The organism is Leucobacter chromiisoli, from assembly GCF_016522505.1.
In the GTDB taxonomy this organism is placed as follows: domain Bacteria; phylum Actinomycetota; class Actinomycetes; order Actinomycetales; family Microbacteriaceae; genus Leucobacter; species Leucobacter chromiisoli.
In genome coordinates, this window is the sequence record NZ_JAEHOH010000009.1 from 108,645 (window position 1) to 134,329 (window position 25,685).

General features: G+C 71.7%; 22 protein-coding genes and 3 tRNA genes. 13 read left to right on the plus strand and 12 right to left on the minus strand.

Going from position 1 to position 25,685, the window contains the following annotated elements:
- The first annotated feature begins 38 nt into the window (after nucleotides 1-38).
- Nucleotides 39-1,529 (plus strand): xylulokinase, encoded by a 1,491-nt coding sequence (gene xylB / locus JD276_RS07305; protein WP_200114989.1) that lies wholly within the window; start codon nucleotides 39-41, stop codon nucleotides 1,527-1,529.
- 78 nt (nucleotides 1,530-1,607) lie between these two features.
- Here the strand turns inward: xylB and JD276_RS07310 are convergent, their stop codons facing one another.
- Complete coding sequence (locus JD276_RS07310; protein WP_200114990.1) at nucleotides 1,608-2,351, minus strand: SDR family oxidoreductase; 744 nt, start codon at nucleotides 2,349-2,351, stop codon at nucleotides 1,608-1,610.
- A gap of 124 nt (nucleotides 2,352-2,475) precedes the next feature.
- Between JD276_RS07310 and JD276_RS07315 the strand changes: the two genes are divergently transcribed.
- The 3 genes from JD276_RS07315 to JD276_RS07325 all read left to right on the plus strand — a co-directional run bounded on the left by JD276_RS07315 (nucleotide 2,476) and on the right by JD276_RS07325 (nucleotide 5,027).
- Nucleotides 2,476-3,111: a transaldolase family protein gene (locus JD276_RS07315; protein ID WP_200114991.1), complete on the plus strand. Its 636-nt coding sequence runs from the start codon at nucleotides 2,476-2,478 to the stop codon at nucleotides 3,109-3,111.
- Nucleotides 3,108-3,404 (plus strand): cupin domain-containing protein, encoded by a 297-nt coding sequence (locus JD276_RS07320; protein ID WP_200114992.1) that lies wholly within the window; start codon nucleotides 3,108-3,110, stop codon nucleotides 3,402-3,404. The genes JD276_RS07315 and JD276_RS07320 overlap by 4 nt, the downstream gene beginning before the upstream one ends.
- Before the next feature lie 189 nt (nucleotides 3,405-3,593).
- Nucleotides 3,594-5,027 (plus strand): sodium:solute symporter family protein, encoded by a 1,434-nt coding sequence (locus tag JD276_RS07325; RefSeq protein ID WP_307866496.1) that lies wholly within the window; start codon nucleotides 3,594-3,596, stop codon nucleotides 5,025-5,027.
- Between the two features lie 6 nt (nucleotides 5,028-5,033).
- On the opposite strand, the gene JD276_RS07330 is transcribed toward JD276_RS07325, so the two are convergent.
- Complete coding sequence (locus tag JD276_RS07330) at nucleotides 5,034-6,392, minus strand: PucR family transcriptional regulator (RefSeq protein ID WP_200114993.1); 1,359 nt, start codon at nucleotides 6,390-6,392, stop codon at nucleotides 5,034-5,036.
- Nucleotides 6,393-6,544: 152 nt separating this feature from the next.
- On the opposite strand from JD276_RS07330, the gene speB reads away from it, so the two are divergent.
- Entirely contained in the window at nucleotides 6,545-7,531 is a 987-nt protein-coding gene (speB, locus tag JD276_RS07335; protein ID WP_200114994.1) for an agmatinase, read from the plus strand.
- A 28-nt stretch (nucleotides 7,532-7,559) separates the two neighbouring features.
- Here the strand turns inward: speB and JD276_RS07340 are convergent, their stop codons facing one another.
- The 6 genes from JD276_RS07340 to JD276_RS07365 form a co-directional block, all read right to left on the minus strand.
- Nucleotides 7,560-7,952 (minus strand): TFIIB-type zinc ribbon-containing protein, encoded by a 393-nt coding sequence (locus tag JD276_RS07340; RefSeq protein ID WP_200114995.1) that lies wholly within the window; start codon nucleotides 7,950-7,952, stop codon nucleotides 7,560-7,562.
- A 237-nt stretch (nucleotides 7,953-8,189) separates the two neighbouring features.
- Nucleotides 8,190-9,401: a D-alanyl-D-alanine carboxypeptidase family protein gene (locus JD276_RS07345; RefSeq protein WP_200114996.1), complete on the minus strand. Its 1,212-nt coding sequence runs from the start codon at nucleotides 9,399-9,401 to the stop codon at nucleotides 8,190-8,192.
- Between the two features lie 47 nt (nucleotides 9,402-9,448).
- Nucleotides 9,449-10,783, minus strand: a complete 1,335-nt coding sequence (locus JD276_RS07350; RefSeq protein WP_200114997.1) for an MFS transporter — start codon at nucleotides 10,781-10,783, stop codon at nucleotides 9,449-9,451.
- A gap of 27 nt (nucleotides 10,784-10,810) precedes the next feature.
- Nucleotides 10,811-11,581: an SDR family NAD(P)-dependent oxidoreductase gene (locus JD276_RS07355; protein ID WP_200114998.1), complete on the minus strand. Its 771-nt coding sequence runs from the start codon at nucleotides 11,579-11,581 to the stop codon at nucleotides 10,811-10,813.
- 95 nt (nucleotides 11,582-11,676) lie between these two features.
- Nucleotides 11,677-11,764, minus strand: a tRNA-Ser gene (locus tag JD276_RS07360).
- A gap of 45 nt (nucleotides 11,765-11,809) precedes the next feature.
- Complete coding sequence (locus JD276_RS07365; protein WP_307866497.1) at nucleotides 11,810-12,292, minus strand: hypothetical protein; 483 nt, start codon at nucleotides 12,290-12,292, stop codon at nucleotides 11,810-11,812.
- Nucleotides 12,293-12,467: 175 nt separating this feature from the next.
- On the opposite strand from JD276_RS07365, the gene JD276_RS07370 reads away from it, so the two are divergent.
- Nucleotides 12,468-12,539 (plus strand) — tRNA-Thr (locus JD276_RS07370).
- A gap of 29 nt (nucleotides 12,540-12,568) precedes the next feature.
- Nucleotides 12,569-12,642, plus strand: a tRNA-Met gene (locus JD276_RS07375).
- Nucleotides 12,643-12,764: 122 nt separating this feature from the next.
- Here the strand turns inward: JD276_RS07375 and ku are convergent.
- The gene (ku, locus tag JD276_RS07380) at nucleotides 12,765-13,631 is read right to left on the minus strand and encodes a non-homologous end joining protein Ku (protein ID WP_200114999.1); all 867 of its coding nucleotides are present in this window, start codon (nucleotides 13,629-13,631) and stop codon (nucleotides 12,765-12,767) included.
- 70 nt (nucleotides 13,632-13,701) lie between these two features.
- Between ku and JD276_RS07385 the strand changes: the two genes are divergently transcribed.
- Nucleotides 13,702-16,116 (plus strand): ATP-dependent DNA ligase, encoded by a 2,415-nt coding sequence (locus JD276_RS07385; RefSeq protein WP_200115000.1) that lies wholly within the window; start codon nucleotides 13,702-13,704, stop codon nucleotides 16,114-16,116.
- Between the two features lie 192 nt (nucleotides 16,117-16,308).
- Here the strand turns inward: JD276_RS07385 and JD276_RS07390 are convergent, their stop codons facing one another.
- From JD276_RS07390 to JD276_RS07400, 3 genes are all read right to left on the minus strand, one after another.
- Nucleotides 16,309-18,603: an Ig-like domain-containing protein gene (locus JD276_RS07390; protein WP_200115001.1), complete on the minus strand. Its 2,295-nt coding sequence runs from the start codon at nucleotides 18,601-18,603 to the stop codon at nucleotides 16,309-16,311.
- 297 nt (nucleotides 18,604-18,900) lie between these two features.
- Nucleotides 18,901-19,335 (minus strand): hypothetical protein, encoded by a 435-nt coding sequence (locus JD276_RS07395; RefSeq protein WP_200115002.1) that lies wholly within the window; start codon nucleotides 19,333-19,335, stop codon nucleotides 18,901-18,903.
- An 82-nt stretch (nucleotides 19,336-19,417) separates the two neighbouring features.
- Nucleotides 19,418-20,734: a class I SAM-dependent RNA methyltransferase gene (locus JD276_RS07400; protein ID WP_200115003.1), complete on the minus strand. Its 1,317-nt coding sequence runs from the start codon at nucleotides 20,732-20,734 to the stop codon at nucleotides 19,418-19,420.
- An 82-nt stretch (nucleotides 20,735-20,816) separates the two neighbouring features.
- On the opposite strand from JD276_RS07400, the gene JD276_RS07405 reads away from it, so the two are divergent.
- The 5 genes from JD276_RS07405 (at nucleotide 20,817) to JD276_RS07425 (ending at nucleotide 25,650) form a co-directional block, all read left to right on the plus strand.
- Nucleotides 20,817-21,536 (plus strand): ABC transporter ATP-binding protein, encoded by a 720-nt coding sequence (locus JD276_RS07405; protein WP_200115004.1) that lies wholly within the window; start codon nucleotides 20,817-20,819, stop codon nucleotides 21,534-21,536.
- Nucleotides 21,533-22,267 carry an ABC transporter permease gene (locus JD276_RS07410; RefSeq protein WP_200115005.1) on the plus strand — a complete coding sequence of 245 codons (735 nt, stop codon included), beginning with the start codon at nucleotides 21,533-21,535 and terminating at the stop codon, nucleotides 22,265-22,267. Before JD276_RS07405 ends, JD276_RS07410 begins: the two co-directional genes overlap by 4 nt.
- 67 nt (nucleotides 22,268-22,334) lie before the next feature.
- Entirely contained in the window at nucleotides 22,335-23,063 is a 729-nt protein-coding gene (locus tag JD276_RS07415) for a Maf family protein (RefSeq protein WP_200115006.1), read from the plus strand.
- A gap of 7 nt (nucleotides 23,064-23,070) precedes the next feature.
- The gene (locus JD276_RS07420) at nucleotides 23,071-23,982 is read left to right on the plus strand and encodes a LysR family transcriptional regulator (protein ID WP_200115007.1); all 912 of its coding nucleotides are present in this window, start codon (nucleotides 23,071-23,073) and stop codon (nucleotides 23,980-23,982) included.
- A 270-nt stretch (nucleotides 23,983-24,252) separates the two neighbouring features.
- Nucleotides 24,253-25,650, plus strand: a complete 1,398-nt coding sequence (locus tag JD276_RS07425) for an MFS transporter (protein ID WP_233615443.1) — start codon at nucleotides 24,253-24,255, stop codon at nucleotides 25,648-25,650.
- The last annotated feature ends 35 nt before the right edge of the window (nucleotides 25,651-25,685 follow it).

Here is a 25,685-nt window from a genome sequence, read left to right on the forward strand (position 1 = left end):
ACGAGCGGGCGGCCGCGAGGATACGAGGAAGGGCGCGAATGGCGGCGACGGCGGTGTACCTCGGCGTGGACCTCGGCACCTCGAGCGTGAAGGCGGTGCTGCTGGACGCCCTCGGTCGCACGGTGGCCGACGCCCAGGTGCGCTACGGGGTCTCCCGGCCGCGCCCCTCCTGGGCGGAGCAGGATCCCGAGGCGTGGTGGCGGGCGTGCTGCGAGGCGATCCGAGCCGTCCTCGGCGCGGGGGCGTTCGACGTGCGCGCCGTCGGGCTCTCGGGGCAGATGCACGGGCTCGTGCTCGTGGACGCCGCCGGAGCGCCGCTGCGCCCGGCGATCATCTGGTCGGACGCTCGGTCGGGCGCGCAGGTGCGCGAGTGGGATCGCGTCGTCGGCGGCGACGCCGTCGAGGCGATCACCGGGATGCCCGTCGCGACCGGCATGCTGGGGGTCAGCCTCTCCTGGGTGCGCGAGAACGAGCCCGAGACCTACCTCGCCGCCCGCTACGCCGTGCTCCCCAAGGACTACGTGCGCTTCCGCCTGATCGGCGAGATCGCGACCGAGGCCACCGACGCCGCGGGGTCGCTGCTGTACGCGGTCCGCGAGCGGGAACCCGCCCTGGGCATCGCGGCCGCGCTCGGGCTCGACGCCGCGCTCCTGCCCCCGATCGGCCAGTCCCTCTCGACGGCGGGAGCCGTGACGGCCGAAGCAGGCGAGGCGACCGGCCTCGCTCCGGGGACGCCGGTCGCGTTCGGGGGAGGGGATCAGCAGATGGCGGCGCTGGCGCTGGGCCTCGAGGATGCGGGGAGCGCCGCCGCGGCCATCAGCTCCGGCGGAACCGTGGTCAGGCGCACGCCCGCCCCGCTGGAGCCGGCATCGGGGGTGCACGTGATGCCGGCCGCGCGCCCGGAGCAGTGGTTCGCGATGGGCGTGGTGCTGGCCGCCGGGCTGGCCGTCGACTGGGTCGTGACCGGGCTGCTCGGGCGGCCCACGGCGTCCCCGGCCGCGATCGAGCGCATCATGGCGGAGGCGGCCGGAGTGCCGAGGGGCGCCGATGGGCTGATGGCGTCGCCCCACCTCGGCGGCACCCGCACCCCGGTCGTCGACGCCCGCGCCCGCGCGCATCTCTTCGGGCTCGGGTACCAGCACTCCGGCGCGCACGCGGCCCGCGCCGTGGTCGAGGGGGTCTGCCTGTCGCTCGCGGGGTCGCTGGCGAGGATGTCGACGGCCGGCGAGCCGGTGCGCCGCCTCGTGATGACCGGCGGCGGCGCCCGCTTCCCCCTCTGGCGGCAGACCCTGGCCGACGCTGCGGGGCTCCCGGTCCTGGTGTCGTCCGACCTCGAGCACGCCGCCATGGGCGCCGCGATGGCGGGCGCCGCCGCGGTCGGCGAGGAGATCGCCTTCGACCCCGCGGAGCGCATCCGGATGACCGTGGAACCGGATCCGGCCGGGGTCGAGCTCTACCGGGAGCGCGCCGGGACGCTCGCGGCCCTCGAGGCGGCGGTGGGCCCGCTGCTCCGCGGAGCGCCGGCCTGAGCGCCTGAGCGCCTGAGCCCCCGAACGCCTGAGACCGGAGCCGAGGGCCGCGGTGCGCGCGGCCCGCGGTCGCCCGGATCACATCGGCTCGGCCGCGCTCCAGAGGCTCCAGACCGTGGTGCGCAGGCGGCGCGGCTGGCCGAGCACGGTGACGACGGCGAACGCGACGTCCTCGGGCCGGAGATAGGGCCCCTCCTCGGGCGGGAGCCCGCCGAAGCGGCCGGTCGAGGCCGCGAACCCCGTGTTCACGGCGGCCGGGGCGATCGTGCTGACCCGAATGCCCTCGGCACGCACCTCCCGGTCGAGCGACAGCGCGAACTGCCGCTGCGCCGCCTTGGTGGCGGCGTACACGGCCTCGCTGCCGCCGCCGTGGCCGAGCCCGGCGGCCGAGCTCATGACGACGACGTCGCCGCCTCCCTCCCGCGAGCGGAAGTGCGCGACGGCGGCCCTGGCGAGCCAGACGGTGCCGAGGAAGTTCGTGTCGCTCATGGCGGCGATCTCGTCGTCGGTGTGGTCCAGCAGCCCGCCGAAGCGGCCCACCCCGGCGTTCGCGACGACGCTGTCGACGCGGCCCCACCGGTCCGCTCCGGCGCGGATCGCCCGCTGCGCGACCTCGGGGTCGCCGGCGTCGCCGACCACGATCTCCGTGCAGTCCGGCCCGAGCCCGGCGGCGATCCCGCGCACGGCCTCGGGGCGCAGGTCGACCAGCACGACGCGCGCGCCGCGCTCCGTCAGGTCGCGCGCGATCGCGGCGCCGATCCCGGATCCCGCCCCGGTCACGACGACGACGGTTCCGGCGAGGTCGCGCGCGTCCGATCCCATGCGTGTGCCTTTCGACGGGGTGGCCTCTGGAGTACTCTGATTCTGCATCCAGGTGAGCACTGCGCACAAACGAACGGACCCGGTCGCGGGTCGCGAGGCGCCGAGCCGGCGCGAGAGGATCCGAATGAAGCTGTACGCCGATAGCGCGAGGGTCGAAGAGGTCGTGCCGATGCTGCAGGACGGGCTCATCGCGGGGGTGACGTCGAACCCGACGATCCTCCACCGGGACGGGCGTACGCGGGCCGAGCTTCCGGAGCTCTACGAGGCGTTCGCCGAGGCGGGCGCCGGCGAGATCTTCATGCAGGCGACCGGCGGCGACCGCGCGCAGCTCCTCGCGGACGCCGAGCGGATCGCGGCCTTCGGCGAGCTGGCCGTCGTGAAGCTCCCGGCGACGCCCGCGGGCTTCCGGGTCGCGGCGACCCTGGTGCGGCGCGATGTGCGCGTGCTGCTGACCGCGGTGTACAGCCTGGCCCAGACGGCCTACGCAGGATCCCTCGGCGTCGACTACATCGCGCCGTACTACGGGAGGATCGTCGACTCGGGCGCCGACGGGCTGGCGACGATCACCCGGATGGAGCGGATCCTCGCCCCGACGCGCACCCGCACGCTGGTCGCGAGCGTGCGTTCGGCGGAGGCCGCCGCGACCCTCGCGCTGAACGGCGCGACGCACCTCACCGCCGGGGTCCCGGTGCTGGAGGCGATGCTCGTGGACCCGGAGACCGAGGCCACGGCCTCCGAGTTCGAGAGGATCGCACGATGAACGAGACGCACACGGGATCGCACGGCGAGGTGCAGCTCGAGAACGAGATCTTCCGGGTGACGCGGTGGACGATCGAGCCGGGCGGCGCCATCCCCATGCACCGACACGAGCACGAGTACGTGGTGGTGCCGATGGTCACCGACACCATGCACGTGACCGACGCCGACGGCGCGGAGACCGTGTCGGAGCTCGTGGCGGGGCGCAGCTACACGCGGCCGGCCGGGTCCGAGCACCGGATCGAGAACCGCGGATCCGGCACGATCGCGTTCGTGGAGGTCGAGCGCCTGGCGTAGGGGCTCGCTCCATCCGTCCGAGCGGCTTCCGGAGCCTCTTCGTTGTAGGAACCTACACTTCCGTCGTGTCCCGTTGGAGGGCGCGACGGCCTTTCGGCGCAGTGCTAGGCCGTGCCCGCGACGGTGGGAACAATGGATGCGACGACTGTGGGGCCTTCACCGCCGAAGCGCTCCGAAACGGAGGAAATCGTGTCTTTGGATCTTGTGGTCATCCTCGCCTACCTCGTGGTGATGCTGCTCTTCGGCTACCTCGGGTACCGGCGTGCGAACAGCAACGACGACTTCCTGGTCGCGGGCCGCCGTCTCGGCCCGCTGTTCTACATGGGCACCCTCGCCGCGGTCGTGCTGGGCGGCGCCTCGACCATCGGCGGTGTGCGACTGGGCTACACGTACGGCATCTCCGGCATGTGGATGGTGTTCTGGCTGGGCGTCGGCATCGTCGCGCTGAGCCTGCTCTTCTCGGGCACGCTCACCCGCCTGCGCGTCTACTCCCTCCCGGAGATGCTGGAGCGCCGGTACGGCACGGCGACCAGCCGGGTGATCGGCGGAGTCGTGATGATCGCCTACGACCTGATGGTGGCCGTCACCTCGGTGCTCGCCATCGCCGCCGTGGTCGACGTGATCCTCGGGGTGCCGGCGACCCCCGCGATCCTGATCGGCGGAGGCGTTGTCGTGATCTACAGCGTGCTCGGCGGTATGTGGTCGATCTCCCTGACCGACATCCTCCAGTTCCTGATCATGACCGTCGGCATCTTCCTGATCCTCCTGCCCATGGGCGTCGGGCAGGCGGGCGGCTGGTCCGGCCTGAAGCTGGAGCTCCCCGAGAGCTACTTCGACCTCGGCAGCATGGGCGGCAGCACGATCTTCACGTACTTCCTCATCTACTTCTTCGGCATCATCATCGGGCAGGACGTCTGGCAGCGGGTGTTCACCGCGCGCTCCCCGAAGATCGCGAAGTACGGCGGGCTCGGCGCGGGCGTCTACTGCATGATCTACGCCGTGGCCGGCGCGGTCATCGGCATGGCCGCTGCGGCCCTCTTCCCCGATCTGGATGCGCCCGACAAGGCGTTCGCCGTGCTGGCCGAGGGCGTGCTGCCCGACGGTCTGAGCGGCCTGGTGCTCGCCGCCGCGCTCGCGGCGATCATGTCGACGGCGAGCGCGACGATCCTCGCCTCCTCCACCGTCTTCGGCAACGACGTGTGGGGCGTGCTCGTCAAGAAGAGCGCGCGCATGGAGTCGATGAGGGAGAGCCGCTGGTGGACCCTCGCCGCGGGCGTCGTCGTCATCCTGGTGGCCCTGGTGGTCCGCGACGTGGTGACGGCCCTCACCGTCGCGTACAACCTCCTCGTCGGCGGCCTGCTCGTCCCCGTGGTCGCCGCGCTGTTCTGGCGTCGTGCGACGTCCCAGGGGGCCTTCGCGTCGATCCTCGTCGGCAGCGCGGTGGTGATCGCGTCGATGGCGATCTTCGGGCTCGCCGCGGATCAGCCGATCTACTTCGGTCTCGTCGCCAGCGCCTTCGCGATGGTCGTCACGAGCCTGCTCGGGCCGAGGAAGGACGAGGCGACGCTCGTGGAGCGCAGCCGCGCATCCGAGGAGCGCCGGGAGGTGCCGGTGCGCGACTGACCGCGGTCACCGGCCGAGCGGTTTGATCATGCGGTGGCGCACGGTGAGCCGCCGCTCGGCGGCCCAGACGGCGACGCGGAGATCGGAGATGCCCGTCAGCGTGAGCGGATCCCGGCCGCTGAGCTCCGCGATCCGCGCGAGACGGTGGCGCACGGTGTTGACGTGGACGAACAGCCGCTCGGCCGTCGCCTGCAGCTGCCGATCCTCGGCGATGAACGCCGAGAGCGTCGCCATCAGGTCGCCCCGGCCGATCTCGTCGGCCCTGACGATCGGATCGACGAGCTGCTCGATGAACGGCGCCAGCTGCTCGGGGGCCTGCTGCTCGAGCAGGGCGTCGAGCGAGGCGAGCTGATCCGGGCCGGCCACGCCGCCCCGGCTGCGCGCGAGGCGGAGCGAGGCCCGGGCCTCGCTGAACGCCTGCCGGAGACTGCCGAGCGAGACGACCGTGCTGTAGCCGCACACGAGGCCGAGCGATGAGAAGGAGTCGTCGGTCTCGGGGCTGGTGATCAGGGCGACCTCGCGCGAGGTCGTGCCGATCAGCCCGTTCGCCCAGCGACGGCCGATCGCGCCCTCACTGCCGGCGGGCCAGAAGGAGACCCTGAGGCGATCCGGATCGAGGCCCTGGGATTCGATCTCGGGCAGGAGCGCCGCGGGGTGGGCGAGGCCGCCGATGATGAGGTCGATCAGCTGCCCGAGGCGCTGCTGCAGCTCGAGCAGCTCCCGCGCCTGCTCGACGTTCGAGAACTCGAGGAGGCTCTCCAGCTGGTCCATGAACGCGGTCGAGGGGGCCTCCCCGTCCGCCCTCCACACGAGGGCGCCGCCCGCCTCGTCCCGGCCCACCTCGCCGCCGAGCGCGTCGGCGACCTCGCGCAGCAGCGCCTCCTCTCCGGCTCCATCGCGCGCCAGCGTCAGGAGGCGCGCGAGCAACGACGTCTCGCGCCTCCTCGCGTCGCTCTCGATCTGGCTCCGCCTCCGGAGGACGGAGTCGTTCACCGCGAGGAAGGGGATCCCGTGCTCGAGGAGGAGGAGCGGCATGCCGCGACGGCGGCAGGCCTCGAGAAGCTCCTCGGGCGGCTCGAGGTGGACCTCGCCGAGGCCGAGCGCAATGCCCGCGACGCCCGCCTCGTCGAGCGCATCGACGAACACGTGGGCCGCGCGGGGTCGCACGATCGAGCTGCCCAGGGTGCAGACGAGCTCGTGCCGTCGCAGATGGGGGCGCGGATCGAGCTGCTCGGTCGCGTGCACCCAGAAGACGGGCCGCCGCTCGGCTCCGCGGGGGAGCACGGCGGCGGTCGCCGACAGGGTGCCGTCGGCGAGCAGATCGCCGACGGTCACGGACGCTTCAGGGGACCGGGTCTCGACCATGCATCGATTGTAGCTTCCTACATCGCAATCGGGTGCTGCTGGAGGTGCGTCCCGATCGATCCCGCGTCTCGTTGGCGAAGCGGATAATGAGTCTGACTCGCCGGTACCGGGTGGACGGTCGTGGCCCAGGGCCGCGCGGATCGCTCGCCCGCATGAAGCAGAAGGGTTCCCACTTGAGCACGAGCACCCCAGTCCCCCCGATCGACGGCCAGCTCTCCCCCCGCTACGCGGGCTTCACGACGTTCGCCCGCCTGCCCCGCATCGACGACGTCGCCGAGCACGACCTCGCCGTGGTCGGCGTGCCGTTCGACAGCGGCGTGACCTTCCGGCCGGGGGCCCGCTTCGGCCCCGGTGGCATCCGGGAGGCCTCCCGGCTGCTGCGCCCCTACAATCCCGCGCTGGAGGTCGCACCGTTCGAAGCGGTGCAGGTGGTCGACGCCGGCGACATCGACTGCAACCCGTTCGACATCACGACGGCGCTCGGCGAGATCGAGGCCGGCATCTCGGCGCTCGCGAAGGGCGGCAAGCCGGTCATGGTGCTGGGCGGGGATCATACGATCGCGCTCGCGTCGCTGCGCGCCCTGCATCGCGAGCACGGCCCCCTGGCGCTCGTGCACTTCGACGCGCACCTCGACACGTGGGGACCCTACTTCGACACGCCCGTCACCCACGGCACGCCGTTCCGCGTCGCGATCGAGGAGGGGCTGCTGCTGAAGGAGCACTCGGCTCACGTGGGCATCCGCGGCTCCCTCTACAGCGCCGACGACCTCAGCGATGACGAGGAGCTCGGGTTCACGATCGTCCACGCCCGGGAGTTCCACACGACCCCGTTCACGGAGATCATCGAACGCATCAGCGCGCGCATCGGCGATGCCCCCCTGTACATCTCCATCGACATCGACGTGCTCGATCCCGCGCACGCTCCCGGCACCGGCACGCCGGAGGCCGGAGGGCTGACGAGTCGCGAGCTGCTCGAGCTGCTGCGGGGCCTGCGCGGCAAGAACCTCGTCGGCGCCGACGTCGTCGAGGTCGCGCCGGCGTACGACCACGCGAGCATCACCTCGGTGGCCGCGTCGCACTGCGCCTACGATCTCGTCTCGATCATGGGCGCGCGCGTCGCGAGCCGGTCGGGTCGGTAGCGAGGGCCGGCCGTGTCGCCCCGTCGTCTCAGTCGAAGAGGTCGCCCAGCCAGTCCATCGGCTTCTTCTGCTTCCGACGGTGGCCGTCGCGCGACGAGCCGTAGCGGGGGTCGTCGTAGCGGCGGTCGCCGTAGCCGCGATCCCGATCCTCGTACCGGCGGTCGTCGTATCGAGGCTGCCCGTAGGGCTGCTGAGCGGGAGGGGCGTAGGGCTGCTGCGGCGCCGCCGGGGGAGCCGAGGGAGCGGGAGGAGCAGTGGAGGCCGGCGGGGCCGCGGCCTCGGCTTCGGCCTGGGCGCGCTCGAGGATCTTGTCGAGCTCGCCGCGGTCGAGCCAGACGCCGCGGCACTGGGGGCAGTAGTCGATCTCGATCCCCTGGCGCTCGCTCATGAGCAGGGTCGTTCCGTCGCTCGGGCAGTTCATGTCTCAAAGCTAGACCGCGCCGCGGGGCGGGCTCTCCGCCACGCTGGCTTTCGCAGCGGATTCACGGTTCTGCCCCGACGTCCCCTTCGGCGGCGTCTCTCCCGTGGGCGGCCTCCAGCGGTGGGTCTGCCTCCAGCGGTATCGGAACCGGGATCCTGATTCCTCTGAGGGCAGATCCACCGCTGAGGGCCGGCGGGCGCCGGCTGCTGAAGTCGGCCGCTGCGGGGAGGCGCGTGTTCAGCCGAACAGCTCGGCGGGGTGCGTGAGGCGCCACCACAGGTCGGGCTCCTCGATGGCCGAGCCCACGAGCACCGGGACGTCCTCGTCTCCGCTCGGGGTCTCGACCCGGATCGTCCCGGCGGTCGCCCCGGACGGCCCGGCCCCGACCGTTCCGAGGTCGACGGTGCGGCCGGCCGATTCGCCGGGCAGCAGCACGGCGCTCGCCCCGCGCTCCGCGCTCAGATCGATCGTCTCCCCCGTCCAGGTGGTCACCTCGCCGATCCGCTCCCCCTCGGCGGCCACCTCGATCGTCTGCGGCAGGGCGTCCATCGCGCCGAGCAGCGCTCCGGTCGAGGCCGCGCGATCCTCACCGGTGGCGCGTCCGAGCGTCGCCGCGATCTTCACCACGCTCCGGTCCGCGGCCGAGCCCTGCTGGGCCGCGACCAGGTTGTAGCCCGCGTCGACCGTGCGCCCGGTCTTGAGCCCGATCACTCCCGGGCGGCCGATGAGCGGGTTCGTGCTCTCCACGACGCCGATCCCCGGGATCTCGGCGCTGGGCATCGACGTGATCTCGGTGATCGTCGGGTTCTGCAGCGCGAGCCGGGCGATGCGCACCACATCGTCGGCGCTCGCCCGGTTGCGCGTGTCCATGCCGCTCGGCTCGACCAGCTCGAGCGTCTCGAGGCCGTTGCGGTCGGCCCACTCCGCGACCGCGGCGAGGAACGCGTCCTCGCTGCCGAACGTGGCCCGCGCGTAGGAGATCGCGTAGTCGTTCGACGAGGGGATCAGGGCGAGCTGCAGCAGCTGTCTCGTGGTCAGCTGCGATCCGGCGGGGAGGGGGTGCGCGACGCCGTCGAGTGCGATGAGCTCGCGCTGCACGCGCTCGTCCTCCTCCGTGAGCGTGTAGACCGGCCCGTCCTCGCCCGGCGCGAGCGGCGCGGCCTCGAGGCACACGAGCGCGGTGACGAGCTTCGTGATGCTGGCGATCGGATGCGGCGAGGCATCGTTCGTCCACACCCCGTCCGCTTCCGCCCAGCCGATGGCGGTGGGCTGCGGGTAGGCGGCGACCGCGGCCTCGGCCGGTGCGGGATCGGCCGGGAACTCGGCCGTCTCCGCCACCGCCGGCTGAACCCGGAGCTCGGGGAGCGGAGTCGCGGCGCACGCCCAGGTGTACCCGCCGCCCGCCACGATCAGTGCGCCGACCGTGCCGAGCGCCCACCGTTTCCTCACCCCGCCAGGTTAGCGGAGGCCGAGCGGTCGGAGAGGCGCCCGCAGAATCAGTGCTCCAGCACGTAGCGATCCCGGCCCACCGCGAGCCCCGCGAGCACCTGACCGAGCGCCACGGCGAAGAGCAGCGCGAACGGCAGCGTCCACCCCGCGGAGATCTCATGCAGCCATCCGAACGCGATCGGCCCTCCCGCGGCGAGCAGGTAGCCGACGGACTGCGACATGCCCGACAGGGCGCTGGAGCTCTCGGGGGTGCGCGCTCGCACCGCCACCAGCGTGAGCCCCATGCTCAGTGACGCTCCGGTGGCGAGCCCGTAGACCAGGATCCAGAGCAGGAGCAGCTCCGGGAGGAACACGATCCCCGTCGCCGACACTCCCATGGCGATCGGGATGAGGGCCGGGAGCCAGCGCCGCAGCCGGCCGCGGTAGAGGAGCGGGATGAGGATCGATCCCGCGATCCCCGTCAGCTGCAGGAACATGACGTCGAAGCCGGCCTCGACCTCGGAGCGGCCGCGGGAGATCTCGAGCGGGGCGAGCCAGGTGGTGAGCATGTAGAAGAGCGCCGACTGCGCACCCATGTAGAACGCGACGAGCCACGCGAGCCGATCCCGCCAGATGCGGCGCCCGGCGCTCCGGCCCCGGGCGCCGGGCGCCCGTGCATCGGGTCTGCCGGGCGAGTCCGCGGCGCGGGATCCGCCGGACGCTTCCGGAGCCAGGGCCTCGAGGGCCGCGGCGCCGACGCCGCCCGCCCCGCCTCCCAGCTGCTCGGGGTGCATCGGGGCGACCGTCCGCCGGCCCGCGTTCGCCCACACCCATGCGACGAGCGCGGGCAGGATCAGCACACCGGTGCCGAGCATGGCGAACCGCCAGCCGAGCTCCTCGCCGCCGTGCTCGATGTGGGAGAGCGGCGCCACGATGCCTGCGCCGACCGATCCCAGCGCGCCGAGCACGGCCGTGTACACGCCCATCACCAGCGGCACCCGATGCGAGAAGTCCCGCTTGATCACCGCGGGCATAAGCACGTTGCCGACCGCGAGCGCCGCCCCGATGAGGGCGGTGCCGAGCCAGAGGTTGAGGGGGCCGCCCGGCAGCGAACGCCAGACGGTGCCGATCGCCAGCACGACGAGGGACCAGGAGATGGTGCGCGACATGCCGATCCGCACGCTGATCGCGTGGGTGAGCGGCGACACGAACGCCCAGACGAGCAGGGGCACCGAGGCGAGCGCGCCGAGCGCGGACGGGCTGACGCCCTGGTCGTCGGCGATCTGGTCGAGCAGCGGGCCCACTCCCATGATGGTCATCCGCATGTTGGCCGCGACCAGGCACACCGCGATGAAGAGGGGGATCCAGGGGCGGGATCGGGCGGCTGCGGATGGGGCGGTCACAATCGACCCAGCCTATCGTGCGGTGGTCTACAGCGGCCCGCCCTCGTTCGTCGTGGAGACCCGCTCGAGGAGCCGGTCGGGCAGCACGCGCGTGAGCGGTGCGACGAGACGGTAGCGCCAGTCGGAGATCATCACGCTGCGGCCGCGGGAGAGGGCGCGGAGCCCCTCGCGGGCGACGCGGGAGGTATCGGCCCAGGCCATGCGGGGTAGTCTCGGCAGGTGATCGAGCCCCATGCGCTCGTGGAACTCCGTGTCGAGCAGCCCCGGGCACAGCGCCGTCACGCGAACGCCCCGGGCGCGATAGCGGGCGTTCAGCGAGCGGGAGAGGGAGACCACTGCGGCCTTCGCGGCCCCGTAGGTGCCGGTCGGCGTGAAGGCTGCGACGCTCGCGACGTTCAGGATCCATCCCCGGCCGCGCTGCAGCATCCCCGGCACGGCGGCGTGGGAGAGCCTGAGCGGCGCCCACGACAGCAGCTCGTGCAGACGCCGCTCGGCCGCGATGTCGCTGCGCTCGAAGCCGTCGTAGACGCCGAAGCCGGCGTTGTTGATCAGGATGTCGATCGGGCGATCATCGTCGGCGAGCCGAGCCGCGACCCGCTCGAGCCCCTCCGCGGTGGTGAGGTCGGCCGCGATCACCTCGGCGCGCTCCCGGGAGCCCCGCAGCTCGTCGGCGAGCGCCCGCAGCCGGTGCTCGTCGCGCGCGACGAGCCCCCCCGAGACGCCCCCCCCCGAGACCTGCAAAGCCCGCACGCCCCCGAGGCCGGTCGAAGCTCCGGTGATGAGTGCCGTGTATCCCATGCGACCAGTCTCGCAGGGATGCTCCCCAGCGGCCCGGGGCATGCGGAAGGCCCCCGGTCCTCGTCGAGATCTCGACGAGGACCGGGGGCCTCGCGTGGCGGAGCATGGGGGATTTGAACCCCCGAGGGCGTGAACCCAACACGCGTTCCAGGCGTGCGCCATAGGCCGCTAGGCGAATGCTCCGCGGATCAGTCTAGCCTGTTCTGCGCCGAGCCGCGAAACGGCCGGCTATTCGCTCAGCGGATGCGGCACCATGCCGGCGCCCGCTCCGTCCGCCTCGTCCTCTTCGGGCCGGGGCTCCCGTCCGTCGGCGGCCGCGAACGCCACCGCGGCCACGGCGAGGGCGAACGCCACGATCCCGAGCGGATTGCACAGCGCGATCGACATCTCGGTCGACCACGTCGACCCGCTCGGCGCGCTGAGGATCGACACGAGCTCGCCGTTCACGGAGTCGGGCACGGTCAGTCCGAAGCCGATCGCCGAGACCCACGCGAGCACCAGGCTCACGATGGTGCTGCGGCTGGTCCGGCGTCCGCGCTCGCGGGTGACGCGGATGCGGCGAGCGGCCCACAGCTGCAGCGCCGCGAACCCGAGGCCGATCGTCGGCAGATACCACCAGGTCAGGGGCCCTCCCAGCCCGACCGCCCATCGGCCGAGAGACATCCAGACCGCCATCACGATGCCGATCGTCGCCACCCACCGGCTGCTCACGTGCGCTCCTCCCGTTCCCCGTCGTGCGGCTCGCGCCCCGGATCTCCCCGAGGTCTTCGCCCTGCCGAGATGATATCGGGGATCCGGGTGCAGCGGCTCGCGAGGCGGGCGGCCGATTTCGCATCGACATGAGAAAGGTGTTATTCTCTAACGGTTGTCATCGCAAGATGGCCGCGCCCCGATAGCTCAGTGGTAGAGCACTTCCATGGTAAGGAAGGGGTCGCCAGTTCAATCCTGGCTCGGGGCTCTGACTCTGTTGGTCTTCGGATCAGGTTTGGCTGAGTAGCTCAGCTGGTTAGAGCGCACGACTCATAATCGTGAGGTCGCGGGATCGAGCCCCGCCTCAGCTACCGGAGTCACGACAAGCCCCCGGTGCAGCCGGGGGCTTCGTCGTTCACCGGGGCCGCGGCCCCGTCGATGGGAACGGCCGGATCGCCGGATCCTGACGGAATGGACGGCCCGCCGCGGCGCCTCAGCCCGCCGCCTTCTTCTTCCGCGCGCGGGGCTTCGCCGTGCCGGATCGCCCCTTCCGGCTCCGCCCCTTCGCGGCCCGGGACCGCTGCACGCTCTGTCTGAGTGCCTCCATGAGGTCGATGACCTCGGCCCCCGCTCCATCGCCGTCCTCGCCGTCCTTGCCGAAGGTCGCCTCGGTGTCGAGCGCCTCCCCCTCCTCGAGCTTCGCCTGCACGAGGGTGCGCAGCTCCTCCTGGTACTCGTCGCGGAAGTCCTCCGGCGAGAAGTCGGACGAGAAGCTCTTCACGAGCGCCGCCGAGAGCTGCATCTCCTTGGCGCTGATCCGCACCCGCTCCTCGAGGGCGGGGAAGGCGGCCTCGCGCACCTCGTCGGCCCAGAGCAGCGTCTGCACGAGCAGCACGTCCCCCCGCACTCGCAGCGCCGCGAGTCTGGTCTTCTGGCGCAGCGCGAACTGCACGATGGCGGTGCGGTCGGTCTTCTCCAGGGTGCGGCGCAGCAGCACGTAGGCCTTCGAGGACTTCCCCGCCGGCGCGAGGTAGTAGCTGCGCTCGAAGAGGATCGGGTCGACCTGCTCGCTGGGCACGAACTCGACGACCGAGATCTCCCGGCTGCGCTCCGCGGGAAGCGCCGCCAGCTCCTCCCGCGTCAGCACCACCGTCTCCTCGTCCTCCACGTAGGCCCGGTCGATGTGCTCGTAGGGGATCACCTCTCCGCACACCTCGCAGCGGCGCTGGTAGCGGATCCGGCCCCCGTCCTCGTCGTGCACCTGGTGCAGATCGAGGTCGTGATCCTCCGTCGCGCTGTAGAGCTTGACGGGCACATTGACGAGGCCGAAGGTGATCGCCCCGGTCCAGATCGCTCTCATGGGTACAGTACAGCCGATCTCGATGTCAAAGGGCTACCCAGTTGCGGATCCCCCGGTCGATGATGTACCCATGGCTGGATCTCATCAGATGGTGACGATCGGGGGGCGCCGCATCCGGCTCTCGAGCCTGGACCGAGTGCTCTACCCCTCGACCGGAACGACGAAGGGCGACGTGATCGGCTACTGCAGCGCGATCGCGCCGGTGATGCTGCCGCACTGCCGCGACCGGGCGGCGACGCGCAAGCGGTGGCCGAGGGGCGTCGGCGAGGACGGGTCGGCCGACTTCTTCTTCCAGAAGGACCTCGGCGAGGGGGCGCCCGACTGGGTCGAGACGCGGAGCATCCAGCATCGGGATCACGTCAACCGCTATCCCCTCGTCAACGACGAGGCGACGCTCGTGTGGCTCGCGCAGCTCTCGGCCCTCGAGGTGCACGTGCCCCAGTGGCGGTTCGGGCGGGGCGACGAGCAGCTGCCCCCGGACCGGATGGTGCTCGACCTCGATCCGGGGGAGGGCGTCGGCCTGCGGGAGTGCGCCCAGGTGGCACGCCTCGTGCGCGACATCCTCGCCGACATGGGCCTCGAGTCGATCCCCGTCACGAGCGGCAGCAAGGGCATCCACCTGTACGCAGCACTCGACGGACGGCAGAGCTCCGACGAGGTCTCGGCGGTCGCGCGCGAGCTGGCGCGGTCTCTCGAGGCGGATCACCCCGACGAGGTGACGAGCTCGATGAAGCGGTCGCTGCGGCCGGGCAAGGTGTTCATCGACTGGAGCCAGAACAATGCCAGCAAGACGACGGTCGCCCCGTACTCGCTCCGGGGGCGCGTGCGTCCCACGGTCGCCGCGCCCCGGACCTGGCGCGAGCTCGCCTCTCCGCACCTGCGGCAGCTGGAGTATCACGAGGTGCTGCAGCGCGTGGAGCGCCGCGGGGACCCGCTCGCGGCGATCGCCGAACGCGCCGCAGGGGGCGGCGAGAGGCTGGACCGATTATCCCGCTATCGATCGATGCGGGACGCGGGCGTCACGCCCGAGCCGGTGCCCGAGAGGATCGAGGTGCGGCCGCGGGGAGGGGACCTGGAACCTTTGAGGTTCGTCATCCAGCGCCATGAGGCCCGGCGCCTCCACTACGACTTCCGGCTCGAGCACGACGGCGTGCTCGTCAGCTGGGCGCTGCCGAAGGGGGTGCCCACCGATCCGGCCCGCAATCACCTCGCCGTGCCGACCGAGGATCACCCCATGGAGTACCGCTTCTTCGAGGGAGAGATCCCGAAAGGCGAGTACGGCGCGGGGACGGTCGAGATCTGGGACAGCGGGACGTACGAGCTCGAGAAGTGGCGGGAGGACGAGGTCATCGCGACGCTGACCGGGACGGCGGGCGGCGGCCTGGGCGGCACGCGCAGGCTGGCCCTCTTCCGCACGCAGCCGGATCCGAAGCCGTCATGGATGATCCACCTGATGGAACTGAAGACCGGAGGAGCCGATCGGCAGAATCATGCCGGGATGAGGCCGATGCTCGCCACCCGCGCGTCGCCGGAGCAGCTGGAGCGGCTCGACGAGCAGCGCTGGGCCTTCGAGATGAAGTGGGACGGGATCCGTGCGCTCGCGACCCTCGACGGCGGCGACGTCGGGCTCATGAGCCGCTCGGGCGCCGAGATCACGGACGCCTACCCCGAGCTCGGCCGGCTCGCCGAGGTGGTCGCCGCAGACGGGGCGGTGCTCGACGGCGAGATCGTCGCCTTCGGGGAGGACGGCGCGCCGAGCTTCGGTCGGCTGCAGACGAGGATGGGCTTGAGCGGGGCGCGGGAGGTGGCCCGCGCCCGATCCGTCGCGCCGGTGTCGCTGCTGCTCTTCGACGTGCTCTCGGTCAACGGAGAGGACTGTCGTCGGCTCGCCTACGAACAGCGACGCGGACTGCTCCTGGAGATGATCGACGACGATCCGGCCGTGCCGGTCGCCCTTCCGCCCGCGTTCGAGGGCGACGCCGCCGAGGCGATCGCCGCGAGCCGGCGTCTGCACCTGGAGGGGATCGTCGCCAAACGGCGGGAGAGCCCGTATCGATCCGGTGCGCGCTCCCTGGACTGGCTCAAGATCCCGCTCTTCGAGACGGCGGAGGTCGTGGTCGTCGGATGGCGACGGAGCGAGGCGGACGCGCTCGGCCTCGCCTCGTTGCTGCTCGCCACCGTGCACGACGGCGAGCTCCGCTATGCGGGGCGGGTGGGCACCGGCTTCTCGAACGCCGATCGTCGAGCGATCCGCCGACGTCTGAGCGGCATCGAACAGGCCTCTCCTCCGGTCGCGGTACCCGGTGCCGACCGCGTCGACGCCCACTGGGTGACCCCGGAGCTGGTGGCGGAGGTCACCTACAAGCAACTGACCGCCTCGGGGCGGCTGCGGCAGGCGGTGTGGCGCGGCTGGCGCCCCGACAAGTCCGTCGACGACGTCGCCGATCCGGTGGTCGCTGCCGTGGGGGCGGGCGAAGGGGCATAACGGAAGCGGGGGGGCGCCCCCCACGTCGGGGGCCCCCCCCACAGGGGGGATACGCGACCGGGGGGGGGGCGGGGGGGGGGGGGGCCCCCCCCCCCCCGCCGGCGGGGGCCCCCCCCCCCCCCCCCCCCCCCCCCGCTCCTCTGGAGTGCTACGCGAGCAGACTCGCGTCACATTCCGCTACTGCGTTCCGGCTTAGAGCTCGGCCGCCTTCTGACGACGAGCCGCCAGCACGGTCACCGCGCCGCCCACGAGCAGCATGGCCGCAGCCGTGATGCCGAGGGGGAGCAGCGAGAGGCCACCGGTGTTGGCGAGGTCGTCGCCGCCGCCGTTGCCGCCCTCACCGTTGCCGTCACCATCGCCGCCGCCGTTGCCGCCACCGCCGTTGTCGGACGCGACAGCGAAGGAGACGGTGGCCGCGGCGGAATCGACGCCGCCGACGTTCTGGGTGGCCGACAGATCGTAGCTGCCGGCGGCCAGCGCCGCACCGAAGTCGACGGTCCAGGTGCCGTTCTCACCGACCGTGGCCGTGTAGGACTGACCGCCCACGGTCACGGTGACGGTGGCGCCGGGGATGCCGGTGCCGGAGACGTTGCTCGGGCCCTGGCCGGCCGGGAAGGCCTGGCCGTCGGTGATCGAGGTGATCGTCGGCGCGGCGGGGACCTCGGGCTCCGTCACGACGAAGGAGGAGGTCGTCGCGTTCGAGGTCACGCCCTCGACGGCCTGCGTCGCGCTGACCGAGTACTCGCCGGCACCGAGGTTCGTCTCGACGGTCCAGTTGCCCTCGGCGTTCACGGTGGCGGTGCCCTCGACGGCGCCGGTCACGGTCACGGTCGCGCCGGGGATGCCGGTGCCGGTGATCGCGGTGACGGGGCCCTCGACGGTCGAGCCGTCGGCCGGAGCGGTGATCGCGGGCGCCTCGACGACCGGATCCTCGCTCGGAGCGGCCTCACCCGAGAGGGTGTAGTTGCCGAGGCTGCCGTAGTTGCTGAAGCCGCCGGCGTTCGCGCCCGTCGCGTTGTCGGGGTTGCCGGTGCCGACGCCCTCGACGGTGAGCGTGTAGGTGCCCGCCTCGACGTCGTTCGCCGTGATGGAGGCGCCCATCCCGCTGGCGACCGCCTCGGAGTCCCGAGTCGGGTTGCCCGCGTCCTCGGCCACCACGTTGCCGCTGGCGTCCATGAGGGTGAGCTTCGCGTTCAGGTTCGGGGAGACATCGGCGACCTCGACGGACGCGGAGACCTCGCCGCCCTCGGTGCTGAGGGCGAACGCGTCGACGTCGGCGGTGTTGCCGATGACGCCCTCGGCGGCGAAGCTGCCGGTGGCGTTGTCGAGCGCCGTAGCGCCGGAAGCGTCGTCGCCGTGATCGTCGGCGGCGAAGTCAGCGCGGTCGGTGAACGTCCAGTTGGTGGTCAGGATCGCGCCGCTGCCATCGCACTGGTTATCCGCGTTCGGAACCTGGAACTGGTCGCCCGGCTGCGGGTTCTGCGGGTCGGAGCCGTTCACGGGGCACACGGGGCCGTCGTACGGCGTGCCGTCGGGCAGCGTGACGCTGACGAGGAAGTACTCGGCGGCACCACGATCGGTGATGACCGAGAGATCGTCCTCGCCGTTGGTCGCACCGGCGTAGTCGCCGATCGACCACTGGGTGACGGGGACGTTGTAGCCGGCGCCCATGATCGGACCCCACAGGCCCTCGGTCGGAGCGTAGTACTCCTCCTCGCCGTGGCCGTCGTGGGTGAGGCCGAAGTTGTGGCCGGACTCGTGCGTGGCGATCTCGGCGATGCTCTTGGCGGTCGCGTCGGCGCCGCCCGCGCCCTCGGTGAAGACGAGCGCGCCCCGGAGGAAGTCGGAGCCGGTGCCGCCGCGCCAGGCGATGCCGCCGGTGCCTTCGGCCTCGTCGAGAACATCGGTGTACGAATCGGTGATGATGACGTGCGAGCCGTAGGTGTTGTCATCCGTCGAGGTCTTGTAGAGCGCGTCGGCGCCGGGGTTGACCGTGGTGACGTTCACGTTGAACGGTGCGTAGTCCTCCGCGACCGCTGCCCAGACCCGCGCCTCGTTGACGCCGGAGGCGGCAGCGAAGTTGAGCGTGGCCTCGCCCTGGAGCTCGTTCCAGTTGGTGCCCTCGAGGGTCTCTCCGTCGAAGTCGAGGTAGACCGTCACGGGAGCGCCGGGGCGCGAGCCGCCGATCGGGTCGCCCGGGACCTGGGCCTCGTCGATCTCGAAGTCGGCGTGCCCGTGCACATCGATGGGATCGATGTGGGCGACGAAGCCTCCCTCGGTGACGAGAAGCTTGTCAGCTGCTTCCTGCTGCTGAACGTCTTCCTTCGTCGTGCCGAGCTGAGCTGCGGCGAGCTCGTACTTGTCGGCGGTAGTGGTCTCAACCGGTGCGGTAGGTGCTTCCTCGGCAAGCGCGGGGCTTGCGAGGAAGAGGCTGCCGAAGCCGATCGTTGCTGCTGCGCCGAGCGCAAGCGGGCGACGTATCGTCACTCTTTCCCCCATGCTGTGCTGTTTCCTCAATGTGTTGATGGACATGCTTGGTCGTGCGAGGGACCCGGCAGACTCCCACCCGCCGGTCGCACAAGCCCGGATCTTTCGATCGGGTGACACCCGTGAAATACGTCGGGCACCGCAAGCCAAAGTAACCTGAATGCTCGCTGAGCGCAAGAAAGTTATTGCATTCAAGTAACTTTTGGGCGCGCCTACTTGAGGGGAGGAGGCAGGCGGAGGATTCTACTGTGCTGGAACAACGAGCTGCCGAAGCGCCCTACGCCGCGGCCGGGAGGGTCAGGGGTAGAGGAGGAAGCCGTTCTTCGATACCTTGGCGCTCTTGTCGCGGAGCAGCAGCTCCTTCAGCTCGTCGACGGTCATGCCGTTGCGCTCCGCCACGACGTCGATGTCGTCGCCGAGCGCCTCGATCGCGTCCTGCCCGCCCATCGTCTTCGGCAGGACCTGACGGGTATCGGACTTCACGCCGCCCTCGTCGCCGGTGCCCTCGTCGCCTCCGTTGCCGGCGCCGTCGGTGTCGTCGTCGCCCGGCGTGCCGGGAGCCTCGGTCTCGCTCGTGTCCGTGCCGTTCGAGGCGGGGGAAGTCGAGTCGCCGTTCGTGGTCATCTGCATCACTCCAAAGACGATCGCGGCCGCGATGACGATAGCGAGCACCACAAGCGTCACGAGCAGGCCCTTGCGGCTGCGCGGTTCCGTGGTCTTGTTCTCAGTCATGTTGGTTCCCTTGCCAGTGCATCCGGTGTGCCCAAGGTAGTGAAGCGAGGTGTGAGTTCGCCGAATTGGCTCGTGGTGCGCCCTACTCCCGGGTGAACAGCGCCACGGACTCGAGGTGGTGCGTGTGCGGGAAGAGGTCGAAGGCCCGCAGCCCGGCGAGTGCGTAGCCGGCGGCGAGCAGCGTCTTCGTGTCGCGCGCGAGCGCCACCGGATCGCAGGCCACGTAGACGATGTTGGCGGGGGCGAGCCCGGCCAGCTGCGCGCACACATCGCCGCCGGCCCCCGATCGGGGCGGATCCAGCACGACGGTGCCGCGCCGCAGGCGATCCCGAACGGGCGGGGCGGCCGAGAGCAGATCCGCGAGGTAGCGGTCCACGCGCGCCGTGATCGCGCGGGCGCCGACGAGCTCGGCGAGGTTCTCGGCGGCGTCGTCGGTGGCGCCGGCATCGGCCTCGACCGTCGTGACCTTGACCTGCGGGCCCGCGGCCTCCGCCATGGCCGCCGCGAGCAGGCCGGCGCCGCCGTAGAGGTCGAGGTTCGCCGCCGCGGCGTCGAAGCGGCCCTCGTCGATGAGGTGCGTCACCGCGTCCCGCACGGCGGTGAACAGCACCTCGGGGGCTTCGCGGTGCACCTGCCAGAAGCCCCCGGCGCGCACCAGGAAGCCGCGGTCGCCCACGAGCTCGCGCACCGGATCGTCCTCGCCGGCCCGCTTCCTCCCGTCTCCGACGGTCAGCAGCATGCGCGGGTCGTCGGCGCTCGGGGCGACGAGGTCGACGGCGGCGACGTCGGGCATGGAATCCCCGAGCGGCGCGATGGCCTCGACGCCCTCCGTCGCGAGCGGCAGCGACAGCACCGGGATCACGCGGCGGCTGCGAGCGGCGTAGGGGCCGACGGCGCCGGTCTCGGGATCGACGTGCAGCCGCACGCGGGTGCGGTACCCGAGTCCGTTCGACTCGTCGTCCCCGAGGCACGCCTCGACCTCGAGCCCGACGAGCTCCTCGACGTCGAGGCCCCCGAAGCGCTGCATCGCGTCCACGAGCACCTGGGCCTTGAGGTCCCGCTGCCGGGGGAGGGCGATGTGGCCGAACTCGGCCCCTCCGGCGCGATCCTGGGGCGCGCGGTCGAGAGCGGCCTCGGGCCAGACGTGGTCGCGTCGATCCGGTGACGCCTCGATCACCTCGACCGTGACCGCCCGGGCGAACGACTTCTTGCGAGCCTCCGTGACCCGGGCGCGCACCCGCTCGCCGGGGATCGCGTCGGCGACGAACACGACGCGGCCGCCGTGGCGCGCCACGCTCACACCGCCGTGCGCGATGTTCGTGACGTCGAGCTCGACCTCGTCGCCGACGGAGAGGGGAGCGGGGGCCGCAGGGTCTGCGGGCTGCGAGGAGTGTGCCATGCTCACATTCTCCCACCGCCCGCCCGAGCGGATCGGCAGCGCGCCGCTTGACGCTGCGGATCCGGCGGCGCAGGATGCAGATATGAGCTCAGCGGATCCGGCGATCTCGGTGCGCGGCCTGTCGGTGCGGCGCGGCGGGAGGGACGTGTTCTCGGGCGTCGACCTCGACATCGCCCGCGGCCGGGTGACGGGTCTGCTCGGGCCATCCGGATGCGGCAAGAGCACGCTGATGCGCGCGACGGTCGGAGTGCAGCTGGGCGTCAGCGGCGAGATCAGGGTGCTGGGGCTGCCCGCCGGCTCCCGAGCGCTGCGTCGCAGGGTCGCCTACGCGACGCAGTCGGCCTCCGTCTACGACGACCTCACCGTCGGCCAGAACCTGCGCTACTTCGCGCGCATGCTCGGCGCCCCCCGCGGTGACGCCGAGCGCGTGGCGGCCCTCGTCGGTCTCGAGCCGCAGCTGCGGCAGCGGGTGGACGCGCTGAGCGGCGGGCAGCGCGGCCGCGTGTCGCTCGGCGCGGCGCTCCTCGGAAGCCCCGAGGTGCTCGTGCTCGACGAACCCACCGTGGGTCTCGATCCGGTACTGCGCGCCGAGCTCTGGGAGCTGCTCCGCGGGCTCGCCGACGAGGGCGCCGCTCTGCTCGTGAGCAGCCACGTGATGGATGAGGCGCTGCACTGCGACCGGCTGGTCCTGATGCGAGAGGGCGGCATCGTCGCCGACACGACGCCCGACGAGCTGCTCTCCTCCACCGGGGCCCGCGATCCCGAGGCCGCATTCCTGGCCGTGATCGAGGCCCGCTCGTGAGCCCGGTCAGAGCGCTCGCCACCGCCGGCCGGGTGCTGCGCCAGCTCTCCCACGATCCGCGCTCCGTCGCGCTGCTGCTGCTCGCGCCGAGCCTGCTCGTGGGTCTCTTCGCCTGGCTGTTCAGCGAGCAGGAGGGGGTCTTCGACCAGTACGGAGCGCCGATCCTCGCCCTGTTCCCCTTCATCCTGATGTTCGTGGTGACGTCCGTGACCACGCTGCGGGAGCGGCGATCGGGCACGCTTGAGCGGCTCATGACGATGCCGATCGGCAAGGGCGACTTCATCGTCGGCTACGCCCTGGCGTTCGGCATCGTGGCCGCCCTGCAGGCCGTCGTCACCGTCGGCTTCGCGGTGCTCGTGTGCGGCCTGACGACCGAGGGCCCCGTCTGGCAGCTCGGGCTGGTCGCCGTGCTCGACGCGCTCATGGGCACCGCCCTCGGCCTGCTCGCGAGCGCCTTCGCCCGGACGGAGTTCCAGGCGGTGCAGTTCATGCCCGCGATCGTGTTCCCGCAGATCATCCTGGGCGGCCTGCTGATGCCGCGGGATCGGATGCCGGAGGTGCTGCACGCCGTCTCGGACTGGCTGCCCCTGAGCTACGCGATCGACGCGGTGACGGCGGTCGTCGCGGGCGACGAGGGCTGGGACGTGACGAGGCCGCTGCTCGTGATCGCGGGGATCGCGGTCGCGTCGCTCCTCGCGGCGTCGCTGACCCTGCGCCGGCGCACCCCCTGATCGCCGCGGGCGGGAGCGCCGCGGGCGGGACCGTCGCCGGGAGGATCGCCGCCGGTAGGATCGCCGCATGCGCCTGATCCTCGCCTCCACGTCCCCGGCCCGCCTCTCCGTGCTGCGCGCCGCCGGCATCGAGCCGGTGTGCTTCTCGCCCGAGGTGGACGAGGAGGCCGAGGTCGCCGCTCGCGAGACGGCGCTCGGGCGACGGCTGACGGCTCCCGAACTGGTGGAGCACCTCGGGCGGCTGAAGGCCGAGGACGTGGTGCGGCGGCACCGCGCCGAGATCGCCGAGATCGGCGGCGGCCTCGTGCTGGGCGGGGACTCGGCGTTCCTGCTCGACGGGGAGATCCTCGGCAAGCCCCACCTCCCCGCGGTGGCGCTGGAGCGGTCGAAGCAGCACCGCGGACGGACCGGGGTGCTGCACTCCGGCCACTGGCTCGTCGACTGCACCGGGGGACCCGGGAGCGGTGCTGCGGAGCCCGGCGTCCCCGAGGCGGGAGCGCGCTCCGCCGCGGGCGCCGTCGACACCGCGACCGTCACGCTCTCCGCGGACGTCGGCGACGCCGAGCTCGAGGCCTACGTGGCGACCGGCGAGCCGCTGCAGCTCGCCGGCGGCTTCGCGATCGACGGGCTCGCAGGGGCCTTCATCGAGCGGATCGAGGGCGCGCCGAGCTGCGTGATCGGACTCTCGCTCCCCGCCCTGCGTCGCCTCGTCGTGCGGCTCGGCCACGACTACACGGCGCTGTGGAACGCCCCCGGCCTCCCCGGTGCGGCGGGCGCGGCCGAGCCGCGGGGGTGAGCGCCCCGTGTCGCCGGCGAACTTCACGCTGATCCAGCTGCGCTACTTCACCGAGACGGCGCGCGCGGGCAGCATGACCGAGGCGGCCCGGAAGCTGCACGTCTCGCAGCCGGCGCTGTCGACGGCGATCAACCAGCTGGAGCGCGATCTGGGGGCGACGCTCTTCGAGCGCGTTCCGCGCAAGGGGATCCGGCTCACGGCCGCAGGGCGGCAGTTCCACCTCGACGCCGTCGCGCTGCTCTCGCACGCGGAGAGCATGTCGGAGCGGGCGGGCAACTTCGCCGGCTCCCTGAGCGGCACGCTGCGGGTCGGCATGTACCTGCCGATGGCGCCGTTCCGGGCGCCGACGGTGGTGCACGCGTTCACCAGGCGGCACCCCCAGATCGCGCTGGAGCTCGTCGAGGCCGACCACGACGAGCTGGTGCGGATGCTCGACGAGCAGGAGATCGACGTGGCGCTGGCCTATGCCATGGCGCCGTTCGAGCATCACGAGGCGGAGCTGCTCGAGACGATCCAGCCCCACATGATCGTGTCGCCCGAGCACCCGCTGGCCGGCGCCCGGAAACCGGTGAGCCTCAGGAGGTTCGCCTCCGACCCGCTGATCCTGCTCGACCTCCCGCACACCGCCTCCTACTACCTGGGACTAATCCGCTCGGTCGGCGTCGAGCCGCAGGTGAGGTTCCGCGTCAAGGGGTACGAGACCGTGCGGGGGCTGGTGGGCCGCGGGTTCGGGGTGTCGCTCCTCAATCAGCGCGTCGCGCACGACCTCACCTACGGCGGCACGAAGGTCGTGGCCGTGGAGCTCGAGGAGGAGCTGCCCGGCCTGAGTCTGCGGCTGGTGCGCAGGCTCGGCGAGGAGTCGCAGCGCGTCGAGGCGTTCAACGAGGTCTGCCGCCGTCTCTACGCGCCCTCGCGCTGAGCGCTGCCGGCCGGTTTCGCACGCAAAGAATCTTGCCATCGGTATCAGTTTTATTTAGTTGAAATCGATTATTCATTGCGAGCGCCGTCGCCGGCGGATGCGCGAAACCCGGCACCAAACCGCGCTTCGGCGCGGGGTGCATCATTGCGGAATGCACGATCTTCCGAAACGCGCCGGAAATATTCGACCGGTGGAAGCCCGCTTTCGCCGCAGCTCGGGCCCGGGACACGCATTGACAGGGGCTATGGCTGTCCGTAGGTTCTGATGACCATGAACCACATAAGCAATGAAGCTTCTCCAGGTACCAGGCCGGGCGGCCACGCCGGTGAGATCCACGCGTTCGACAGCGGCGAGCACACGGGCATCACCCGCATGCAGCGCCGCGTGCTGCTCGGCGGCAGCGTCGGCCAGTTCATCGAGTTCTACGACTTCGCCCTCTACGGGCTCTCCGCGGTCGTCCTCTCCGCGCTCTTCTTCCCCTCCGACAATCAGCTGGCGGGGCTGCTCGCGCTGTTCGCGACGTTCGGCGTCGCGTTCTTCGTGCGCCCCATCGGCGGCCTCATCTTCGGTTCCCTCGGCGACCGCATCGGCCGCCGCAACGTGCTCGTCATCACACTCCTGCTGATCGGCGTGGCGACCACGGGCATCGGCCTGCTGCCGACCTTCGAGACGGCGGGCCCGATCGCGCCGATCCTGCTCGTGCTGCTGCGTCTCGTGCAGGGGCTCTCTGCCGGCGGCGAATCGGCGGGCGCCCCCTCCTTCGTCTTCGAGCACGCGCCGGTCAACCGCCGCGGCCTGTTCGTCAACATCACCCTCGCCGCGACGGCGCTGCCCTCCGTGGCCGCGGCCTTCTTCATCTTCTTCCTCTCGATCTCCATGAACGACGAGGCCTTCACCGCCTGGGGCTGGCGCGTGCCGTTCCTCATCGCCCTGCCGCTCGCGCTCGTCGGCCTCTGGATCCGGGCGAAGACCGAGGAGTCCCCCGCGTTCAAGGAGATGGCGCGCGAGCAGGCGGAGCAGGCCGCCGAGGTCGCGGCCGAGGTCGAGGTCGCCAAGCACTCCCCGGTGCGCGAGGCCTTCCGCACCAACTGGCTCAAGATGATCCAGGTCGTCTTCGTCATGGGCCTCACCGCCATGGGCTTCTACTTCCTCTCCGGCTACTTCGTGCCCTTCGTGCAGACCTCCGGCAACCTGAGCCGCGACCAGGCGCTGCTGCTCAACGGCTTCGCGATGCTCGCCTACACCGTCCTGCTCCCCGTCGCCGGCGCCATCGGCGACCGGATCGGGCGCCGCCCCATGCTGATCGGCGGCGCGATCACGATCGCGGTGCTGGCGATCCCGTCCTTCCTCCTCGTCACGAGCGGCAGCGTGCCCCTCGCGATGTGCGGCCAGCTCCTCTTCGTGCTCGCCATCTGCTTCTACGGCGGCGGCTGCTACACCTTCTTCATCGAGGTGTTCGACACGAAGACCCGCTTCACCTCGGCGGCGTTCAGCTACAACCTCGGCTACGCGCTGCTGGGCGGCACCGCGCCCTTCGTCGGCACCGCGCTCGTGAACGCCACCGAGGTGCCGTTCTCGCCGGCCTTCTACGTGATCGGCATCGCGCTGCTCACGCTCGTCGCCATGGCGATCACGAAGGTGCCCGAGACCCGCGGCCTGCGCCACTGAGCACGGGTTCGGGATCCCGAAGGCCGCCCGCTCGA

Excerpts from the sequence above, each read along its gene's own strand:
- JD276_RS07415 (WP_200115006.1), top strand. The coding sequence starts at position 22,335 with ATGCGCCTGATCCTCGCCTCCACGTCCCCGGCCCGCCTCTCCGTGCTG.
- JD276_RS07400 (WP_200115003.1), bottom strand. The coding sequence starts at position 20,734 with ATGGCACACTCCTCGCAGCCCGCAGACCCTGCGGCCCCCGCTCCCCTC.
- JD276_RS07310 (WP_200114990.1), bottom strand. The coding sequence starts at position 2,351 with ATGGGATCGGACGCGCGCGACCTCGCCGGAACCGTCGTCGTCGTGACC.
- xylB (WP_200114989.1), top strand. The coding sequence starts at position 39 with ATGGCGGCGACGGCGGTGTACCTCGGCGTGGACCTCGGCACCTCGAGC.
- JD276_RS07330 (WP_200114993.1), bottom strand. The coding sequence starts at position 6,392 with ATGGTCGAGACCCGGTCCCCTGAAGCGTCCGTGACCGTCGGCGATCTG.
- JD276_RS07395 (WP_200115002.1), bottom strand. The coding sequence starts at position 19,335 with ATGACTGAGAACAAGACCACGGAACCGCGCAGCCGCAAGGGCCTGCTC.
- JD276_RS07355 (WP_200114998.1), bottom strand. The coding sequence starts at position 11,581 with ATGGGATACACGGCACTCATCACCGGAGCTTCGACCGGCCTCGGGGGC.
- JD276_RS07340 (WP_200114995.1), bottom strand. The coding sequence starts at position 7,952 with ATGAACTGCCCGAGCGACGGAACGACCCTGCTCATGAGCGAGCGCCAG.
- JD276_RS07385 (WP_200115000.1), top strand. The coding sequence starts at position 13,702 with ATGGCTGGATCTCATCAGATGGTGACGATCGGGGGGCGCCGCATCCGG.
- JD276_RS07315 (WP_200114991.1), top strand. The coding sequence starts at position 2,476 with ATGAAGCTGTACGCCGATAGCGCGAGGGTCGAAGAGGTCGTGCCGATG.
- JD276_RS07320 (WP_200114992.1), top strand. The coding sequence starts at position 3,108 with ATGAACGAGACGCACACGGGATCGCACGGCGAGGTGCAGCTCGAGAAC.
- ku (WP_200114999.1), bottom strand. The coding sequence starts at position 13,631 with ATGAGAGCGATCTGGACCGGGGCGATCACCTTCGGCCTCGTCAATGTG.
- speB (WP_200114994.1), top strand. The coding sequence starts at position 6,545 with ATGAAGCAGAAGGGTTCCCACTTGAGCACGAGCACCCCAGTCCCCCCG.
- JD276_RS07405 (WP_200115004.1), top strand. The coding sequence starts at position 20,817 with ATGAGCTCAGCGGATCCGGCGATCTCGGTGCGCGGCCTGTCGGTGCGG.
- JD276_RS07425 (WP_233615443.1), top strand. The coding sequence starts at position 24,253 with ATGAACCACATAAGCAATGAAGCTTCTCCAGGTACCAGGCCGGGCGGC.